Below are 21369 nucleotides of genomic sequence, written 5' to 3'. Positions count from 1 at the left end.
AAGGAAGATTTGTTGAATGATATATTTGAAGCTCCAAGGTCGAATTGGTAATCAGATATTTATGTATGCTTGTGCAAGAACTATTCAGTTTCTAAAAGGCGACAAAGATCAGATTATAATTGAAGATTATGATAACGTAGCACCTGAAGGATTTTCTTATGAGAATTCTTTAGTGAACTACAAATTAAATAATGCTGTATTCATCCATGATGATAGTATGTGGAAGAATATGAGATTATTCGACTTTAAGTGGAAATTCATAAATAAGTATATCGAAAAGAATACGACAGATTTGGATTTCAAACGAGCACAGGCTTTAAAATACCAGTGGCTTTACAATGTTATGGGGGTCTTTCATATGCAGGATGGCTTTGTAGCCTATCCAAAAAGATTTAGGAAAAATGTATATGTTAATGGCTATTTCCAAAGTGAAAAGTTTTTTGAGCCAGTTAAGAATGAAATAAAAGCTACCTTTAGACTAGATGAAGAGGTAGATAAATCAGAATATCCAAATTTGGAACAGATTTGTAATCGTAATACAGTTTGTATCAGTATTAAAGTGCAGCATAATGCTGGAGATCCAATGTATGATGTCTGTAATGAACAGTATTATAGAAATGCGATTCGTTATATTCAGGAGCATGTTGAGAATCCTTTGTTTTTCATTTGCTCTGACAATGTAGATTATGTGAAAGAAAATCTAATAGATACAAGTAAGTATGATGTGGTTTGTCAATCAAAGGATTTTCCTGTGCATATTTCACTTGCAGTAATGGCAAGATGTAAGCATTTTATAATTGGAAACACTTCCTTTGGTTGGTGGGCACAGTATATGTCGAATTATCCGGATAAAATAGTCATTGTTCCTGATAGATGGTACAATGATTTGGGAGATTGGCAATATGATATATATACAGATTATATGATTAAGATGGGGAGCTAATGATGATTATAAGAAGAGCATTAGGAAAATTTGTAAGATGGTGTACTAAGCCGCCCGTTGTGGAGTATGGTGCACTTGGTGAGAATTCTATAGTTCATACACCTAATATTTTAGACGAAACTTCCAAAAATATTTTCATAGGTAATAATACCACTATACTTCCTAATTCACGAATTCAACTTTTCCCTGACAGAGGTAACAGAAATGCAAGAATAACAATTGGAAATGGTTGTTTTATAACGTATAATGTCACATTTTTAGGTGGGGATGATATTACAATAGAAGATAATGTATTAATAGCTAGTAATGTTCTAATCACATCTGAAAATCATTCTATAGACCCTGAAAGCAATATACCCTATATGGACCAGCCACTTATAACAGCACCAGTGGTTATTGGAGAGGGAAGCTGGTTAGGAGAAAAGGCGATTATACTTCCCGGTGTTACACTTGGAAAGAAATGTGTGATTGGTGCAGGTAGTGTGGTTACAAAGAATGTACCAGATTATTGTATTGTTGCTGGTAATCCAGCTAAGATAATAAAAAAATACAATTTCAATAATCATCAGTGGGAGCGAGTTTGATTTACAATATATTTAGGTAACTGAAAGAAACATGAAGAATATATATTTATCCGACCTATTATTTAAGATTTATAAAATTAGAAGTTTAGATTTTTATTTTGGAGTCAACCAGCTTTGTAAAATTGATTCGATAGCAAATGGTGATGAGTTAATCGAAGAAATAAAGAAATTAGATAAAACAAAGCCACTATTTGTTCCTGGAGAGTTGTGCTTAGAGGGAATAAACTATGGGCATATTAATGAATTGTACCGATTTGCAGGTTTACGAAAGAGAAGTAATGTTTATGTACCATTGGTGGAGCACGGAGTAAGATTCGGTGAGGAAATAGGAGACTTTGAATGCTCTGATTATAATTTTTGCCATATCACCCAGGGCGAATACAGAAAGAAAATGATTCATGAGTTCAATCCTAATATTCCTGTATATTCTATTGGACCATATATTCATTATGCTAAAAGCTTTTATGATGCTGAAACAATAGCAGATATGAGAGAGAAAAATGGAAAGACTGTTGTAGTTTTTCATAGCCATTCAGAGGAAGTAAAACCACGAGAGTGCAAATTGCTGGTTGATGAAATGATTAAGCAGTTTGAGGGACGCTATAAAACTATTATTTTATGTGGTTATTGGTTTAATTTGGATAATGCTTTTATTGATGATTGCCTTAAAAAGAATGTAAAGATAGTATCAGCTGGAGTACGTTGGGATACAAAGTTCATTAGAAGACTTAAGACTATTATCGAATTAGCTGACGCTATAGCTGTAGATGAAGTGGGTACTCAGATAGGCTACGCGATGTGTCTTGGAAAGAAGATTGAAATTTTAAATAGCGCAGATATCGAGGCTATTGAGCCAGATAATATTTACAATAAAAATAGAAAGAGAATTTTACAGGCAATCAAGGATAATGATTCCACAGGATTAACTAAGGAATATGAGAAATACTGGGGCGGCAATAAGATCAAATCTCAGGAAGAATTGAGAGCCATCTTAGATAATTGCCGTGACGTTTTAAAGCTAGCAAAGTATAATCCAGATAATTATGCGGCTGGAATCGATAAGCAGATTAGTTATTTGGAAAATCACAAAACAGAAAATAATGATTTGAAGCTGAGACTTTTAAAAGAAGCTTTGAATGATTAACAGTGAAAAGGGAGAGATATGCAGCCAAAGGTTAGTGTAATTGTTCCAATATATAATGTGGAACCATATTTGAGAGCGTGTATAGATAGCCTTGTGGGGCAGACTCTATCAGATATAGAAATCATATTGGTAAATGATTGTTCTCCAGACAATTCTATAGCCATTATGAGAGAATATGAAGCAAAATATGACAACATAATTGTTATAGATTCAAAAGTGAATCTAAAACAGGGTGGTGCCAAGAACCTTGGTATGAAAATAGCTAAGGGCGAATACATCGGCTTTATTGATAGTGACGACTACATCTCTTTGTCTACATATGAGAAATTATATAATATGGCAAAGGAAAATAATGCCGATTGCGTAGCATCTCAGATAGCCACTTTTACTGGTGAGACTATAACAGATGAAGAGCTAAAACCTGGTATCATATGGACGGATGAGCTTTTAACTTTAGACGGAAAAGAATTAACAGATGATGATCGAAGAATTCTTAGCACTAGTGTTATAGGTGGATTAGTTACAAGAATATATAGACGTGAGGTTCTTATCGACAATGATATGTATTTCCCACAGGGAATGAGATTTGAAGATAATTACTGGGGATTTTTGATTAATGAGTATATAAATAAGATTTGTCTGTATAAAGAGCCTTTATATTATTACAGACAAATTTCTGAATCTACAGTTCATGATATTAATGGAATACATCAGTTGGATAGATACAAGGCTATAGAGCTGCTATATGATGAGCTTAAAAAGCGTGGATTATTTGAGAAGTACTATAAACAGCTGGAATATATTGTCATAACTTTGTATTTCAGAAATACCTATTATGTGTTGACTAACGCTAATTATTTTTATCCAAAAGAGATTATTCGGTCAACTCGTTGGATGGAAGAAAATTTCCCGGAATGGCGTGATAATGCAAAAATTCAAAAAGATGAAATGGAATCACTTAAGGCTATAGTAGATAGTATAGGGACAAGTAAGTGGTTTTTTGATAACATGATTTTATGTGTTAAGCGCAAAATAAAAAAATGTATTGAGAGAGTTTAAAATGAAACGTAATTACGGAATCGACTTATTAAGAATCATATCGACTTACGGAATCATAATAGCACATATTTTAGGATGGGGAGGAGTAATAGAGTCTTTAGAACCAAACTCAATGAAGTATGTGATAATATGGACTTTGGAGCTTATGGTAGTAGCTTCAATTAATTGTTATGCACTGATTTCAGGATATGTTGGAGTGGAATCAAAGTATAAGGTGGAGAATATTGTACTGCTACTTGTTCGTACGATTTTTCATACATTGATGATAACTTTATTCTTTTTCTTTTATCTTCCAGGAACAGTGTCTGTGATAGATTGGAAAAATGCACTGTTTCCAATAATGAGTAATCAATACTGGTATTTGAATGCATACGTAGGATTATTTATTTTTATTCCGGTTTTAAATACATTTGTTAATAGTAATTACAAGTACTCAAATATTGTTAATTTTGTGTTGCTATTTGTATTTTCGCTTTATGCAACAATATCGGTAGATGATTTGTTCTTTACAAATAAGGGATATTCCATCATATGGCTAATGATACTTTATATAATTGGTGGAATGATGAAGAAAGCGAACCGAGAATACAAAAAAGTATACGCCATTGTTATATATATTCTAAGCTTGAGTATAGGCGTTGCATGTATATATTTCTGGGGATTACAGGATAAAGTACGATGCTTTCAGTCGCCAATTCTTGTTGCAACCTCACTATGTCTAATGATTTTGTTTACTTCTATGAAGATTGGAGATAGGTTTGCTAAGGTGATTAAGATATTATCTCCAACCACATTTTTTATTTATATAATTCATGTAAATCCTTTTATATGGAATTTGTATATTCATAATAGATTTGCATTTTTAGCTCAGATGAGCGGAATTAAAATGATGGCAGCTATTTTAGTGATTGCACTTGGCATATTTGTAGCATGCTTTGTACTGGATAAGATTCGTGCAGCATTATTTGCGCTTTTTAAGATTGACGAAAAGATTATTCGTATTTGCAATATCATAAAAACAAGGGGAGTAATACATGAATAGCGTTATAGTTTCAATACTATACTTAGTTTCAACAATAGTTGAAACTACATTTTTAATGCAATTGCAAAAGAATAAGGAGAAGCTGGAATTTACCCGCTGGCTTTTGATGACAATTATTCTTGTGATGGCAATTGACACATTAGCAGTGGGAATAATAGACGTAGTAAAAATTCCTATTAATCTATTAACTGTTTCTGTAGTGCACATTTTTGCAGCAGGACTTTTGTATTTCTATAACAAAAAGAAAGACGAGAGACAAGAGTATTATCTCGACAAGCTGAGTGTAGTTGCGGTAGTATTAATAGCAATTGGGTTAATAATTTATTTGTTGAGACTTAAGGATATTAGTCATGCGCCTGCCTTTCTAAATGTAGATGGAGCAGTACATTTCATGAATGCCATGTCACTTGTTAGAAGTAGACATCTTCCTTGGATGTATTTTGCTCCACTTATAAATACAGTAGTTATAGATTTCTTTTCCCCATGGGTGAAGGAAATAGAGTATGTGAAGCTATTTACTTTAGTAGATAACATATTCTTGATTTTTGAAATAGAAATAGTATGGGTAGTCATAAATAAAAGATTAAATACAAAGCTTAAGAAAATAGCTGGCGTTGTACTGATTATAATATATACCGCGCAGTATCCTCTTAGCAGTTTCCTATATTCATTTTTGTATTGGGGAATGGCAGTTCTTCTTATGACAGGTTTTATTGTACTGGCTGAGGATGTAGATAGGGAAAATCATCGAATAGAGCTATTGATTGCATGGGCATTGATGCTATTTACTTTAACTATGTGTTATATGCTATTAGCTCCATTTATGGTCTTAGCAGTATTTGTATTTGAGATATACTATGAAATAAAAGTAAGAAAAACATTCAACATAAAGAAAGTGATAGCTGTATTTGCCATTTTTTCTATTGTTGTTGGATTAGGATTGTTGGCTGGTGTTTACAAGCTAACTGGTGGAGATATAGCGTCAATATTCGATTTCGCTAAAGAACAAGGAAGTATATATAGTGATTATTATTGGCAGTATGTATGGCTATCGCCATTTATAGTTTATGATGCCATTATAAGTATTCAGAAAAAAGAATTAAGATTTGAATGGATTGCTGAGATAATTCTTGTGGTTTCTGTATTAGTATTAACTCCTATGGTATTTTGCGAGTGGATATCCGCTTATTATTTCTATAAATTGTACTATCCGCTTTTCATGTTTAGTGTTGTAATAGCTTCATCAGCAATAGTGAAATTGATAGATGAAAAGAACCGTCTTTTCCCTTCTATGATTGTGATGATGAGTATTCCATTTATAATGAATTTCTGCTTTATAGAAAACAAGTTGGCTTCTAGTCCTACGAATATACAACCTCGTAATAATACTAGCAATTTTTACTATATGTGGAATCAGAATGAATTCATCAGAGTTAGAACGGAGCCTAATTTTAGCGAGGACGAAATGGAGGGTATTTCATATGTTATGGATAACTTCCCAAAGGATGAGGTTCCAATGCTAGCTGAGTTTGGTGATATAGTACGATGCTATTGGTACATGGGAATTACGGGCAATGATAGTAGTGGCTATATTGAAAGAACAGACGAGTTAGAAGATATAATCGAAAAAATGAATAATAAAGAGACAGAATATGTTTGCGTCCTTCGTAATTCAGCCTTTTATTCGGACCATGAGAGTATTTTGAAAGATTATCCGATAGTATATGAGAATACGGGGCTTATAGTGTATTCAACTGAAAAGTAATAAGGGGAAGAAACAGTGAAGAAATTGTTAGTGGTGATACCTGCATACAATGAGGCAGAGAATATTGCAAGAGTAGTTGAACAATTACAGAATGAGTATGCTCAGTTTGATTATATAGTGGTAAATGACGGCTCTATTGATAATACTGCAGAGATATGTAAAAAGAACGGGTATAATATGATAGACCTTCCTGTAAATTTGGGATTATCAGGAGCATTTCAAACAGGAATGAGGTATGCTTTAAAAAAGGATTATGATTATGCTATTCAGTATGATGGTGATGGACAACATAATCCTGAGTTCTTGGATCCAATGATGCAATACGCTGAGGATAACAAGCTTGATATTGTTATTGGCTCTAGATTTCTTGAAGGTGACAAACGAATGTCGTTTAGGATGTTTGGAAATTCATTGATTGATGCACTTATAAAAATTACTACTGGAAAGACAGTAAAAGATTCGACATCAGGTATGCGAATGTATGATAAGAAAATGATTAAAAAGTTGGCATACCAAATGAATTATGGACCAGAACCTGATACTATAGCTTATTTAATAAGGTGTGGGGCAAAAGTAGGAGAGTATCCTGTGAAAATGAACGAAAGAATAGCTGGGGAAAGCTATTTAAGCTTTACAAATGGTGTTAAATATATGTTTCACATGATTACGTCGATTCTTGTTGTGCAATGGTTTAGAAAGAAAGGTTAATTATGTCTTTATTTTTGAGGGCGCTTTTATTGATTAGCGCAATATTACTATTTATGTTCATCTATAGAAAATTGAAAAAATCTCAGTTACAGGTGAACGAAGCATTTTTTTGGATTGTTTTTTCTAGCGTGTTAGTTATTTTAGGGTTCTTTCCGGAAATAGCGATTACTCTTGCAAGGAAAATAGGGATAATTTCACCATCTAATTTTATATTTTTATGTATAATATTTTTATTGATAATTAAAGTATTTTTATTAACAATAAAAGTATCTAGTTTGGAGCAGAAAGTAAGTAATTTGGTTCAAGAAATTGCCATACGAGAAAGAGATTATGCTGAAAAGGAATAACATGAATTATTATAGTTGTAAAGATTTGACTTTTGTAATTTGCGCATATAAAGAGTGTGAGTATTTAGAGGAAAGTATATTAAGTCTTCTGAATCAGAGTGAGAAGGCTAACATACTTATTTCTACTTCTACACCTAATGGTCATATTGAAGGATTGGCAGAAAAATACGGTATTAAAATGTGCGTTAATCCAAATGGTGGGCAGATTGCCGATTATAATTTCGCAATGCGTCAGGCTGAGACACCTCTCATAATGTTAGCTCATCAAGACGAGGTTCTTCATAAAGATTTTGTAAAAGAAATAATTGAAAAAATAAACAGAAGTGAAGACCCCATTATAGTGTTTACCGATTATATAGAGATGCATAATAATATTGTCGATAAAAAGCAATCAAAAATGATAAAAATAAAAAAAGTATTATTAGGTCCAGCTCATTCTAGATTATTAATGAGAACAAAGTTTGGAAAGAGAATGATTCAATGTCTGGGCAATCCAATAACACATCCTTCAGTAGTGTGCGTTAGAAATAAGATGCCAGAAATTGTCTTTAGAGAAGAATATAAAGCAGCTATGGATTGGGATTTGTGGGAGAGATTATCGAAATTAGAGGGTTCATTTGTATATGTTGATAAGATACTTTTGTATCATAGAATGAATGATGACAATCAAACGGCGGTTTTACTCAGAACAACAAATGATAGATATAATAATGAGTATGAAATATTTTGTCGTTTTTGGCCAAGAGGCATAGCAAAACTAATTATGCGTTTTTATTCAAACGCATATAAAAATTATTAATACGTTACACCTGGGGAAGAGGTTTAAATGTCAAAAGAATTAGTGTCCATTATAGTGCCAATCTATAATGGAGAAGCATATATTGATAATCTTTTTTATCAATTTGAAAATCAGACATACAAAAATTTAGAATTAGTATTTGTTGATGATGGTTCATCAGATACTTCTTATGAAAAGATTGCTGATAGATATTCGAAATCTAGTCAGAAGGATAATTTTCAGCTTAACTTAGTTCGACAAGAGAATTCGGGACAGGGAGCTGCAAGAAATAAAGGACTAGAAGTGGCTTCTGGAGATTATATTATTTTTGTTGACCAGGATGATTATATAAAGAATGATTATGTTGAAATATTATTGGAAAAGGCCTTGGAAACGGATTCTGATATAATATTATCTGGTTATATGCATATAACTAATAAGGGGAAAATAATAAAAAAAGTATCATTGAGTAATTCTGAATGGTGTAGATATATGAATATTACACCATGGGGAAAGTTATATAGGAGAGATTATTTAAAAGAAAAAAGAATAAAATTTTTAGCTTTTCCGCTAGGCGAGGATATATACTTTAATATTACCTGTTTTTTAAATGAACCTAAGATTTCCTATACAGAATATATTGGTTATATTTGGCTTTTTAATGAGGAGTCCGTTTCTAATACAATTCATCGAACTGTTACAGGGGAAACAGATGTAACTATTTTATTTTCTAGGATACTTGATATAGATAATATTGAAAGTATTATTAATGATGAATATTTTGAATATTTTGTTGTGAAAACGGGAATATATCATATTCTTTACACTGCGCCATATACAAGTTATACAGAACTGTTAAAATACAAGAAGCGCATTTTTGAATGGATAAATAACGAGATGCCAAATTGTTTTAATAATTCAAATATTACATTTAATAAACCGAAAGGTGAATCTGTAAAAATTCGTACAGTTATTTTTTTGTATATGATTGCGTACAGATGGAAACTAGATAATATAATATTAAAAATTTTATCACTTAGTAAAATGAGGAAAAAGTAAGATAATAATGAGCGCAGCAGTTTCGGTAATAATACCTGTATATAATAAGGAGAGATATTTATCACGATGCATTGAAAGCGTGTTAAATCAAACGTTTCATGATTTTGAATTAATATTAGTAGATGATGGTTCGGAAGATAATTCGTTGAACATATGCAAGAAATATGAAGAAGTGAATAATCATATAGTAGTTATTCATCAAGATAATCAAGGGGTATCTGTGGCTCGAAATAATGGGATAAAAGCTGCCATAGGAGAATATATATTATTCGTAGATGCGGATGATTATTTAAATGAGGATATGATTGAAAAAATGTATCAATCTGCTAAGGACCAATGCGTTAATCTCGTTATTTGTGGGTATAATTTGATTATGAATAATAAAGTAAAAAAATGCTCTGAGAAAACAGGACTTTATTCGATGAGTGATTTTATGGGTATTATGGCAAGGTGGAGGGTAGATCCATTAATTGGTTCCCCGTGTAATAAGTTGATTAAAAGAAGAATAATTCTAGATAATATGCTTACGTATGTACCAAATACAATCTATGCAGAGGATTATAATTTCAATATTTCATTGTTTATGCATATAGATAAGTTATATGTAATAGATAATTGCCTGTATAACTATGATTTAGCTGTTAGTGGATCGCTGACAAAAAAAAACACTATTAATCCCAATATATTATGGAAGAATCAAACACGAGTATTAAATAACATACTGGAATTAGAGAAAAAGTATGAGCGAGAATCAATTTTGAGTAGTCAGTTTTTTGCAGAAGCTGTGACGCTGAATTTCTCAAGAAGAGCACTTGGGGGGCTTGAAGAGTACAAAGAATGGCGTGATGAAGTATTAAATAATTTGAGACTTAAACAGTACATTATTGAAACAAAAGGAATTGCCGGAGGCGGATTTGAGAGTTTTGCATATAAAATTTTCAGGATTTCAGTGATGCTAGGTTTTGATAATTTAGTTTTTTATATATGTAAGATAATGATGAATATTATATATTGTATAAAACAATAGTAGTAAATAAAATTACTGTGAGGTTTGTGAAAGATGTGCTCATTAACTTGTTATATTGTGACATATAATCGCTCAAAGTACCTAAAAAAACAAATTGATAGTGTGTTGAATCAGACATACATTAATTTTCGATTAATAATTCTTGATAATGCATCTACTGATGACACAGAGAAATTGGTTAAGAGCTATAATGATAAAAGAATAGAATATATCAAGCATGAAAAAAATATTGGAGGATTAAGCAATATCGGGTATGCTTTTTCGCATTGTAAAGCAGATTACTTGATTGTTTTACATGATGATGATTGCATAGAGAATAATATGTTTGAGGAACAAATGCAAGCGTTTATTAAAAATCCAGATTGTGTTATGGTTTCTACAAATGCCTATCATATAGATGAAGAAGATAATATAATTAGGAAGGTTTGGAATTGGGATGATGATCAATTTTATAGAGGAGTAGATTATTTTGATAACTATATGGAACATGGAAAGGTTTTGTTATTTCCATCAATAATGTACAACAATAGGTTTTTGAAAAAGAATAATATTATGATTGATGAAAATGTAGGACCGTGTGCAGATGTTGTTTTCTGCATGGATATTTTTAGGGCTGGTGGGGAGGCTATCGAAATAAGAAAACCATTATTGTATTATAGAATTCATTCGGAACAGGATTCATGGATTAATTGGACAGATATGCATCTGGATCTATATAGATATTTAAGAAATGCAGGGCGTTTTGCTAAAGATATTGATAGGATTAGAATGAAAAAGTACCGTATATGGATGGGCTTTCAATTGAGTAGATGTTTGGAACTAATTACCAAAAAAAACACATTGAAAAATGTGAAAAAGTTAAATTATTCTTTTGGAGATTTAATAGAGATTAACACTACATTAATAGGCGTGACAAATGCTGCATTGACTGGAATTAATTTTTGTAGAATTCCTTTGCAACTTTTGTATTACCGAATTTATAAGGGGTGATAGATAAATGAATATAGCTGTGATGACGATGTACGGGAATTATTATAATGGAGATAAATTGTTTGATCGAACAGCATGTAATATTGGCCAAAATTTGTTGTTGCCAGGAATTAGACTAAAAGAATATATAGAAACGAATGGAGATAAATACCATACATATGATGTATATAAAGATAATAATATTGATAAGTTGATATGCTTTGATATTCCTTCCAACTCATATTTTTTTAATAATAGTATACAAAGTTGGGTGAGATATCTATTGATGGGAAAATGGCTTAACGATGGTTTTTCTAAATTAGAGAAAACAATATCGGTTGAAAATAGAATACTCATAGTTCAAGAACCACCGGTAGTCAGTCCGAAATCATATAATATGGATTATCACAAATATTTTGGCAAGATTCTTACATGGAATCCAGATTTAGTGGATAACAAAAAATATTTTGATTTTAAATACCCACAGCCTGTTCCAGAAAAACTTTACAGTGTACCATTTACTGATAAGAAAATGTTTACTCAAATAAGTGGAAATAAAAAGGGTGTTGGAGACAATGAACTATATTCTGAAAGAAAAAAGGTGATTGATTTCTTTGAACAGAATGATGATGATTTTGAATTTTATGGATTTGGTTGGGAAAAGGAAAATCTAAAAACATATAAAGGTCGAACTGACGATAAGCTTGAGACTCTCTCGCAGTATAAGTTTTCATTTACTTTTGAAAATTGTAGTGGATTAAAAGGATATGTGACAGAAAAAATATTTGATTGTTTCTTTGCTGGAACAGTCCCAATATATTGGGGGGCAGAGGACATCGATAATTATATTCCTGAAGAATGTTATATAGATTATAGGAAGTTTAAATCGATTGAAGAAGTGGTGGATTTTTGCCAGAAACTCACAGAAGAGGAATACGAAAAATATCGCGTTGCTGCAAAAAACTATTTAAATAGCGATTATTTTAAGGAAAACTTTTCAGTTGAAGCATATGTAGAAAGAATGTGTCGAGCAATATTAGATTAATATGAGAAGTAAAAAAGTAGTAAAAAACGGTATATATGCAGCTGGATCATTCATAATTCTTAGTCTTTTAGGAATTGTGGTGAGAACAGTTTTTGTTAAATATGCAGACATTAGTCTCTTAGGATATGAAGGATTATTTGGAAATGTTTTTAGTATCCTTTTACTTGCAGATTTAGGGGTTGAAACTTTAATTAATTTCAAACTTTATCCTGCAGTAGAAAATGATGACAAGACTGCAATTATAAAATATCTGTGTATGTACAAAAGGCTCTATGCTATTGTAGGTATAATAATGTTCGTCGCAGGGATAATTGCTATACCATTATTGCCTCATATTATTAAAGATGAGATAACAAATTGGAATTATGTCATAATTATTTATTTACTTCAGCTTATAAGCACTGTTAGTACCTATTTTCTAGCTTATAAGAGAGTAATATTTATTGTTTATCAAAAAGAATATAAAAATACTCAGATAGATTTCTATGGAAATCTAATAAACAGCATTCTTAAGATAATAGCATTAGTCATATTTGAAAGTTATATTATTTATCTTATATGTAACTTGTTTACAAATATATTTAGAAATATCATTATTTCGTGGAGAGTGAATAATGAGTATCCTTTCTTAAGAGAAAGAAGAGACATATCATTTGAAGAGATAAAAGAAGAAGGGATATTTACAGAACTTAAAAATGGAATATATGGAAAAGTAGCAGCTACTATTTATTTTGGTGTTGATAATATTCTGGTTTCTAAGTTTATTGGTCTGGCACAGGTAGGAATGATGGCTAATTATACTTTGATTATGAGCTCTGTTGACGCTATTATATCTAAGTTTGTGAATCCTCTTCAGCCATCTGTTGGTAGTTATGTTTATTCACATTCAAAAGAAGAGGGTTTACAATTATTTAAAATGTTTGATACACTTTTTTTTATCTTAGCATTATTTGTGTCAGGTTCGTTTGTTGCACTGTTTAATCCATTTATTACAGCGTGGCTTGGTGAAAAATACGTTTTGTCACAATTATACGTATTAGCAATTGCATTAAACGAATATATAGGTTGGAACCATAGAGGTGTGTGCATATTTAGATATTGTTTTGCAAATTATGCTTTGGAAAAGAAAGCAAGTTTTACGGCTGCGATTATTAATCTAGTAATATCGATATTGTTGATAAAGCCTTTTGGTATTGCTGGTGTGGCAATAGGTACTGCGGTAGGTAATGTTGGATTTTGGATAGGTAGAACAAAGGCTTTATATACAGAATATATTGAAGAAAATGTTTTCATTTATATTAGAAAACAAATAATTCGTATTGCTGTTTTGATTGCTAGTTTATGTTTTATGAATATTATTTCTTTTGAATTGCCAAATACAATAATTGGTATCATAGAAAGAATGATAATATGCGTAGTTATACCGATGATGATTGGTGCTTTAGCTTTGCTATTTAGCGGGACATACAAGACGGCAAAAATATACATAGATGTACTTAAAGGGGGGAGAAATATTGATAACATGTAGTAACATTGGATTTGGAAATCAGCTTGGCGCACAGATGACCAATTTCGCTGATTTGTATTATATCGCAAAAGAAAATAATCAATCTGTCAAGTTACTATCAGATTTTAGATATTTCAGGAGAGGATATCAGTTTGTAGAAGTTTTTGATTTCCCAGATAATATGTTAGAGTCTGATAACAACAGAGGGGGGCAAAAATTATACAACAATTTGCTTAATAGTACACAGGGAAATTGGAAATCTAATTTTGCAAAAATATATAAAAATAGATGGCGTCAATATATAGATCACTTTTATACTGCTAACGTGTATAGGAGACGAAAAGAATTAGTCAGAATATCAGATTTAAAAGGTGGTGTGGAATGCGACAAAAGGTTGTTGAAGCTAGATGAAAACCGCTTTTACGATATATGTGATGGTTTTGGTACTATAAAAGAATGGGATAAATATCGCGATGATATAATTAAAATTTTTTCATATAAGCCAGTGACAAAAGATGAAGGTGATTCATTATGGCGTGAAAAGGTTGAAAATAATAAAAAAGATGGAATAACTACTACCTGTTCAATACATTTTCGTCGTACAGATTATTTGTTGATTTCATCATTAAATCTTTCAGATGATTATTATAAAGCAGCTATAGATAAATTTGACAAAGATAAGACCTTATTTGTGGTATTTTCTGATGACATAGATGCTGTTAGGAATTTGGATTATCTTCAAAACTTGAATGCAGTATTTATGGAAAGAAATTCTGCGATAATGGACATGTATCTGATGAGCAAATGTGATAATAATATTATTGCTAACTCATCATTCTCCTTTTGGGGTGCTTATTTGGGAGATGATTCAAATAGAAAAGTCGTATGTCCACATGATTTTATTGGGGATTCTGCTCCTGAAGTACAATATATGAATGGCAATTGGTACCCGGAAAATTGGATTGCATTAGATTTAAGGTAGGTAAAAATATGGAAAAAAATAGTAAGATATATGTCGCTGGTCATAGAGGTATGGTTGGTTCGGCAATCTGCAGAGAGCTAGTAAGACAAGGATATGAAAATCTAATAACAAAAACTCATAGTGAGTTAGATTTAACAGAACAGAACGATGTTAGACGTTTCTTTGATGAGGAAAAGCCTGAATATGTTTTCCTTGCAGCAGCAAAGGTTGGTGGTATTGTTGCAAATTCAGAGGCTCTTGCAGACTTCATGTATGAAAACATGATTATGGAGATGAATGTGATTCATGCAGCATATGAAAATGGATGCAAAAAGCTAGAGTTTCTTGGCTCATCATGTATTTATCCTAAATTTGCACCTCAGCCAATGAAAGAAGACTGTTTATTAACATCTTCATTGGAAGAAACAAACGAAGCTTATGCTTTAGCTAAGATTTCGGGATTAAAATACTGTGAGTATCTAAATAGACAGTATGGAACAGACTATATATCTGTAATGCCAACTAATCTTTATGGACCTAACGATAATTATCATCCTACACATAGTCATGTTTTACCAGCTCTTATTAGAAGATTTCACGAAGCAAAGGAACAGAATCTTCCATCCGTAACATGCTGGGGAGATGGCTCTCCATTAAGAGAATTTTTATACGTAGATGATTTAGCTAATCTTTGTGTATTTCTTATGAATAATTACAGTGGCGATGAAACCGTAAATGCTGGAACTGGTAAAGAGCTTTCAATAAAGACACTTACTGAGTTAGTTGCTGAAGTTGTTGACTATAAGGGCGAAATCAAATGGGACACATCAAAACCAAATGGAACGCCTAGAAAACTTCTTGACGTTTCAAAGGCTACAAATTTGGGGTGGACATATAAAACTGAATTAAAAGAAGGAATAAAGCTTACATATCAAGATTTTTTAAATAATCCAAGGAGGGCTGAGCGATGAAAAACCACGAGTCTTGGATTGACGCGCTAAAAGGAGTGGCGATTCTGGGGGTAATTTTAGTGCATTCTGGCGGGGGGGGGCAGAACTGCCAGAGTCACTTAATCAATTTGTTTCAATTGGGCAGAATGGCGTACAGTTATTTTTTATTATATCTGCTTATTTGACTTATAAATCTTATGAGAATAACTACAATTTTAGACATAATATTATGGATTGGTACAAGAAAAAATTCATTAGAATTATACCGCTGTTTTATATAGCTGTAATAGTTTATACTCTCTCAATCGGTGGCTGCGGCTGGCTTGGCAGTGAACCTGGAATTACATGGAAGAATTTAGCATGTCATTTTTTGTTGGTTCACGGGTTGGTTCCTCATTATGCTGATAGTGTAATAGGAGTAGAATGGTATGTAGGTGTACTATCTATTTTTTATATAATAGTACCTATTCTCTATAAATACATAAACAGCTTAGAAAGAGCGATTGCTTTTTTTATTCTTACAGCAATGGTTAATCCAATAATAATGAGAGTGATTATAAACTATGTATATGAAAAGCAAATCTCGGATGTATATATATATGAAGCATACTTTGGAAGCTTCTGTTTTATGAATCAGATACCAGTCTTAGGCCTTGGGATCATTCTATTTTATTTAAGAAAGATTAATTGTCGAGGGCAAGCGGATAAAACCGATAAGAAACTTATATCATATATAACCTTGTTTGGCGCAATACTTCCGATAAAGGGTATGGCAAGGAATGTAAATAATATAGAAGGATTATCACATATAACCTTGTTTGGTATAATATTTCTTGTGATTATTCTTGGACAGATTGCGCATGAGAACAAACTAATTTGTAATTCGGTGTTTTGTATGTTAGGAAAATATTCCTATGCAATATATTTAGTCCATTATGGATTATTGTATCTTTATAACTATAGTGAAATACACTTCACTAACCCGTGGATGAATTGTGGGGTGCGATATTTGATTATAACGATAGTATCGTTTATTATTGCAGTTCCAATTACTAACTACATAGAAAAACCAGCGGTCAAAATGCTGGATAAAATATTGATAAAATCAGAAGGGTAAAATTATGAAAGTAGCACTTATTACAGGAGTAACAGGGCAGGATGGTTCATATTTATCAGAGTTTCTCTTAGAAAAAGGATATGAGGTTTATGGGATGATTCGACGTAGCTCAACAGAGTACAGGGAACGAATTAATCATCTAGAGGGAAATACTCATTTTCATTTAAAGTATGGTGATCTTAGTGATTCAATTAGCCTTGTTAAAATTATAGGAGAATGCAGGCCGGATGAAATTTATAATCTTGCTGCTCAAAGCCATGTAGGCGTTTCATTTGATGTTCCTGAATACACTGCAGATGTCGTAGCTACAGGTGTATTAAGGGTGCTTGAGGCTGTAAGAATTTGCGGGTTGGCTGAAACATGTAGAATATATCAAGCATCAACTTCAGAACTTTTTGGAAAAGTTGAAGAAGTACCACAGCGCGAGACTACACCATTTCATCCATATAGTCCGTATGCTGTTGCTAAACAGTATGGCTACTGGATTATAAAGGAATATAGAGAAGCATATAACATGTTTTGCTGTTCTGGTATCTTATTTAATCACGAATCTGAACGTCGTGGTGAAACATTTGTAACTAGAAAGATTACACTTGCTGCTGCTAGAATAGCGGCTGGGCTTCAGGACAAGCTCTATCTTGGAAATCTTTCATCTCTTAGAGATTGGGGCTATGCAAAAGATTATGTAGAATGTATGTGGCTCATTCTTCAGAATGAAAAGCCAGAGGACTTTGTTATTGCCACAGGAGTGCAGCATTCAGTCAGAGAATTTGCTACATTAGCTTTCCATCATGCTGGCATTGACCTTGAATGGCAGGGTGATGGAATGGATGAAAAGGGGATCGATAAGGCTACTGGAAAGGTGGTTGTGGAAGTATCACCAGAGTTTTATAGACCTACAGATGTTGTTAATCTTTGGGGTGACCCTACAAAAGCTAAAACAGAACTTGGTTGGAATCCTACGAAGACAAGCTTTGAAGATTTGGTAAGAATCATGGTTGAGTATGATACCAAGAAAGTAGCATTAGAAAAGAATATATAGTAAAATACAATAGACTGTTGTTAATACAACAGTCTATTTGAGTGTAAGGAGAAAAATGTATGAATCTTATTTTGCTTTCAGGCGGGTCGGGTAAAAGACTTTGGCCTTTATCAAATGATATAAGATCAAAACAATTTATAAAAATATTTAAAGATAAAGACGGCAATTATGAATCAATGGTTCAGAGAGTATATCGCCAGATAAAGACTGTTGATAGTGACGCAGTTGTAACTATTGCGACTTCTAAGACACAGGTTTCAGAGATTAACAATCAGCTTGGACAGAAGGTTGGAATATCAATTGAACCATGTCGCAAAGATACGTTTCCTGCAATTGCTCTTGCGAGCGCATACCTTGTTGACGTTCAGGGAGTAGATGAAAATGAAGCAGTTGTGGTATGTCCTGTTGATCCATATGTGGAGGATGATTATTTTAAAGCGTTAAAGGAATTATGTGCCCAGGCTGAAAAAGGAGAAGCAAATCTAGTCCTTATGGGAATTGAACCAACATACCCATCGGAGAAGTATGGTTATATAATTCCTGAGACTGCGGAACAAATAAGTAAAGTTGATACATTTAAAGAGAAACCGACAGCTGCTGTGGCCGAAGATTATATATCTAGAGGAGCACTTTGGAATGGAGGAGTGTTTGCCTACAAACTAAAATATGTTATTGATAAAGCACATGAGCTAATAGATTTTACAGATTATCATGATTTGTATTCAAAGTACGAAGAAATAGAAAAAATATCATTTGACTATGCTGTCGTTGAAAAAGAGCCTAGTATTCAGGTGATGAGATTTGCAGGCCAGTGGAAAGATTTGGGCACATGGAATACTCTTACAGAAGCCATGCAGGAAAATGTAGTAGGCAAAGGACGTTTGAGCGATTCTTGTGAAGATGTTCATGTGATTAATGAAATGAATGTTCCTATTATAGCAATGGGATTAAAAGATGTTGTTATTTCAGCTTCGCCCGAAGGAATACTGGTTTCAGATAAGCATGAGAGCTCATTCATAAAGCCATATGTTGATGAAATCGACCAGCAGATTATGTTTGCTGAAAAAAGTTGGGGAAGCTTTAAGGTCGTAGACGTAGAAGATGATAGTATGACGATGAAGGTGACGCTTCATCCAGGAAATGCTATGAATTATCATAGCCACAAACTGAGGGATGAAGTCTGGGTAGTCATCTCTGGAGAAGGAACGACAATTGTAGATGGAATGCATCAAAAAGTTAAAGCAGGAGATGTTATTACCATGAGTGCTGGATGTAGGCACACAATTAAAGCTGAGACTGAACTACAAATCATTGAGGTCCAGCTTGGAAAAGAAATAACTGTAGAAGATAAAGAAAAATTTGAGTTGGAGTATTAACAGTGAGCAGTAGGTTGAATAAACCGTTCTTATTAAAGCCAGCAGCCAAAGATTATCTTTGGGGTGGTAATAGGCTAAATACAGAGTATGCAAAAAAAATTGAATTGACGCCACTTGCAGAGACATGGGAATGCTCTACGCATTCTGATGGTCTCAGCGTGGTAGCTTCAGGGCGCTTTACGGGATTACCATTAAATGAAGTTCTTAAGGCAAATCCAGATTTTTTGGGAACGAGAAATAATGGGCTTAACGAATTACCTATTTTGGTTAAGTTTATAGATGCCAACAAGGATTTATCTATCCAAGTACATCCAGATGATGCTTATGCATTCAAGAACGAAAATGGGCAAAAGGGCAAGACAGAGATGTGGTATGTTTTGGATGCCGCAAAAGATGCTAAGTTGGTTTATGGATTAAGAGAAGATGTCACAACGGATGAGTTAAAAAAATCTGCATTGGATGGTTCGATTAAGAAGTATCTACAAACTATTCCTGTAAATAAAGATGATGTTTTTTATATTGAATCAGGAACAATACATGCTATTGGTGCTGGATGCTTGATAGCAGAGATACAAGAAAGTTCGAATCTAACTTATAGATTGTATGATTACAATCGAATAGATAAAAATGGGAAAAAGCGTGGGTTACATCTTGATAAAGCAGTGGATGTGGCCAACACTTCAGCTTCTAAAGAACCGCGGCAACCAATTAGAGTTTTAAAGTATGAGAATGGCGTTGCAAGAGAGTTGCTCTCAAGATGTAAGTATTTTGAAGTATACAGAATGATTGTCAATACTGAGCGAAGACAGATTGTGCATTATCAATCCGATGAATTAGGATTTCGAGTTCTGCTTTGCATAAATGGATGTGGAACCATCGGGAATGAGGATTTTTCCTTAGATGTATTTAAGGGCGATTGCGTTTTTGTTCCAGCTAATTCAGAAATGTTTAGAATACATGGAAAAATGCAGTTTTTAGATATAAGAGGGTAGAAATCAATTATTCACGTTTGCGATCCAAGCATATTAGTTTTAGTTAACAAAACGGTGTTATCATTTTCTTATAATCAAAGATATATTTTGGTATACGATTCTGAGATTCTGTTGGATGAAATATATGATAATATAGCTTCGGCTATTGAGTAGATAAAAAGAGGTGTAAGAATGAAAGTGGTTCTTTTAGCAGGTGGATTTGGAACACGTATTTCCGAAGAATCTGCATTCAAACCAAAACCAATGATAGATATAGGTAATCAGCCGATATTATGGCATATTATGAAGGAATATTCGTATTATGGACATAATGAGTTTATAATCTGTGCTGGGTATAAACAGCAGGTTATTAAGCAATGGTTTGCTGATTATTTTTTGCGAAATAGCGATATTAGTTTTGATTATCGTAATGGTAATAATGAGATGATAGTGCATGAATCTCATTTAGAACCATGGAAGGTCACAATCGTAGATACTGGCCTTAATACTATGACCGGTGGACGTATTAAGCGAGTCCAAGAATATGTAGGTACCGAACCATTCCTTATGACATATGGCGATGGTGTTTGTGACGTTGATATTAATAAGTTAATCGAATTTCATAAAGAAAATAACAAAATTGCTACTCTTACGGCGGTACTTCAGGATCAATCTAAGGGAGTATTAGATATTGGTGGTGATAATGCTGTCAAATCCTTCCGTGAAAAGCAGGTTAATGATGGCGTGCCAATTAATGCTGGCTATATGGTTTTCGAACCAAATATTTTCGATTATATAGATGGGGACTCGACTGTCCTTGAGAAGGAACCGCTTGAAAAATTGGCGCAGCAAGGAGAATTAATGAGTTATATTCACAAAGGATTCTGGCAGTGTATGGATAATATGCGTGAAAAGGATACTCTTGAAAAACTAATTGCCGCAGGTAAAGCACCATGGATGAAATGGGAACAATAG

Annotated in this window: 21 protein-coding genes; all 21 read left to right on the top strand. The window is 32.9% G+C overall.

Features of this window, described 5'->3' with window-relative positions; all coding sequences use genetic code 11:
• The first annotated feature begins 16 nt into the window (after positions 1–16).
• Positions 17–943 (top strand): alpha-1,2-fucosyltransferase, encoded by a 927-nt coding sequence (locus BLP54_RS03940; RefSeq protein ID WP_090166994.1) that lies wholly within the window; start codon positions 17–19, stop codon positions 941–943.
• Positions 943–1527: an acyltransferase gene (locus BLP54_RS03935; RefSeq protein WP_090166992.1), complete on the top strand. Its 585-nt coding sequence runs from the start codon at positions 943–945 to the stop codon at positions 1525–1527. Before BLP54_RS03940 ends, BLP54_RS03935 begins: the two co-directional genes overlap by 1 nt.
• Positions 1528–1558: 31 nt before the next feature.
• Complete coding sequence (locus tag BLP54_RS03930) at positions 1559–2671, top strand: hypothetical protein (RefSeq protein ID WP_090166989.1); 1113 nt, start codon at positions 1559–1561, stop codon at positions 2669–2671.
• An 18-nt stretch (positions 2672–2689) separates the two neighbouring features.
• Entirely contained in the window at positions 2690–3730 is a 1041-nt protein-coding gene (locus BLP54_RS03925; protein WP_090166987.1) for a glycosyltransferase, read from the top strand.
• A 1-nt stretch (position 3731) separates the two neighbouring features.
• Positions 3732–4772 (top strand): acyltransferase family protein, encoded by a 1041-nt coding sequence (locus BLP54_RS03920; RefSeq protein WP_090166985.1) that lies wholly within the window; start codon positions 3732–3734, stop codon positions 4770–4772.
• Positions 4765–6537 carry a hypothetical protein gene (locus BLP54_RS03915; protein ID WP_090166983.1) on the top strand — a complete coding sequence of 591 codons (1773 nt, stop codon included), beginning with the start codon at positions 4765–4767 and terminating at the stop codon, positions 6535–6537. Before BLP54_RS03920 ends, BLP54_RS03915 begins: the two co-directional genes overlap by 8 nt.
• Positions 6538–6552: 15 nt before the next feature.
• A complete protein-coding gene (locus tag BLP54_RS03910) occupies positions 6553–7245 on the top strand; it encodes a glycosyltransferase family 2 protein (RefSeq protein WP_090166981.1) in 693 nt (230 codons plus the stop codon).
• Between the two features lie 2 nt (positions 7246–7247).
• The gene (locus BLP54_RS16335; RefSeq protein WP_090166978.1) at positions 7248–7592 is read left to right on the top strand and encodes a DUF2304 domain-containing protein; all 345 of its coding nucleotides are present in this window, start codon (positions 7248–7250) and stop codon (positions 7590–7592) included.
• Between the two features lies 1 nt (position 7593).
• Positions 7594–8391 (top strand): glycosyltransferase, encoded by a 798-nt coding sequence (locus BLP54_RS03900; protein WP_176754462.1) that lies wholly within the window; start codon positions 7594–7596, stop codon positions 8389–8391.
• Between the two features lie 27 nt (positions 8392–8418).
• Positions 8419–9429 carry a glycosyltransferase gene (locus BLP54_RS03895; RefSeq protein ID WP_090166974.1) on the top strand — a complete coding sequence of 337 codons (1011 nt, stop codon included), beginning with the start codon at positions 8419–8421 and terminating at the stop codon, positions 9427–9429.
• A gap of 7 nt (positions 9430–9436) precedes the next feature.
• Positions 9437–10456: a glycosyltransferase family 2 protein gene (locus BLP54_RS03890; protein WP_090166972.1), complete on the top strand. Its 1020-nt coding sequence runs from the start codon at positions 9437–9439 to the stop codon at positions 10454–10456.
• Positions 10457–10489: 33 nt separating this feature from the next.
• Complete coding sequence (locus BLP54_RS03885) at positions 10490–11446, top strand: glycosyltransferase (protein ID WP_090166970.1); 957 nt, start codon at positions 10490–10492, stop codon at positions 11444–11446.
• Between the two features lie 7 nt (positions 11447–11453).
• On the top strand, positions 11454–12470 hold the full coding sequence (locus BLP54_RS15775; RefSeq protein WP_207646773.1) for a glycosyltransferase family 10 domain-containing protein: 1017 nt from the start codon (positions 11454–11456) through the stop codon (positions 12468–12470).
• A gap of 1 nt (position 12471) precedes the next feature.
• On the top strand, positions 12472–13998 hold the full coding sequence (locus BLP54_RS03875) for a lipopolysaccharide biosynthesis protein (RefSeq protein WP_090166968.1): 1527 nt from the start codon (positions 12472–12474) through the stop codon (positions 13996–13998).
• Complete coding sequence (locus BLP54_RS03870) at positions 13985–14959, top strand: alpha-1,2-fucosyltransferase (RefSeq protein ID WP_176754461.1); 975 nt, start codon at positions 13985–13987, stop codon at positions 14957–14959. The genes BLP54_RS03875 and BLP54_RS03870 overlap by 14 nt, the downstream gene beginning before the upstream one ends.
• An 8-nt stretch (positions 14960–14967) precedes the next feature.
• A complete protein-coding gene (locus tag BLP54_RS03865) occupies positions 14968–15909 on the top strand; it encodes a GDP-L-fucose synthase family protein (RefSeq protein WP_090166964.1) in 942 nt (313 codons plus the stop codon).
• Positions 15910–15994: 85 nt separating this feature from the next.
• Positions 15995–17005: an acyltransferase family protein gene (locus tag BLP54_RS03860; protein WP_090166962.1), complete on the top strand. Its 1011-nt coding sequence runs from the start codon at positions 15995–15997 to the stop codon at positions 17003–17005.
• 1 nt (position 17006) lies between these two features.
• Positions 17007–18047 carry a GDP-mannose 4,6-dehydratase gene (gmd, locus tag BLP54_RS03855; protein WP_090166960.1) on the top strand — a complete coding sequence of 347 codons (1041 nt, stop codon included), beginning with the start codon at positions 17007–17009 and terminating at the stop codon, positions 18045–18047.
• A 59-nt stretch (positions 18048–18106) separates the two neighbouring features.
• Entirely contained in the window at positions 18107–19423 is a 1317-nt protein-coding gene (locus BLP54_RS03850; protein ID WP_090166958.1) for a sugar phosphate nucleotidyltransferase, read from the top strand.
• 2 nt (positions 19424–19425) lie between these two features.
• Positions 19426–20415: a type I phosphomannose isomerase catalytic subunit gene (locus BLP54_RS03845; RefSeq protein ID WP_176754459.1), complete on the top strand. Its 990-nt coding sequence runs from the start codon at positions 19426–19428 to the stop codon at positions 20413–20415.
• Positions 20416–20586: 171 nt separating this feature from the next.
• The gene (gene rfbF / locus BLP54_RS03840) at positions 20587–21369 is read left to right on the top strand and encodes a glucose-1-phosphate cytidylyltransferase (protein ID WP_090166956.1); all 783 of its coding nucleotides are present in this window, start codon (positions 20587–20589) and stop codon (positions 21367–21369) included.

It is taken from the genome of Pseudobutyrivibrio sp. 49, assembly GCF_900100545.1.
GTDB lineage: Bacteria > Bacillota > Clostridia > Lachnospirales > Lachnospiraceae > Pseudobutyrivibrio.
This window is presented reverse-complemented; position numbering and strand designations above follow the sequence as displayed.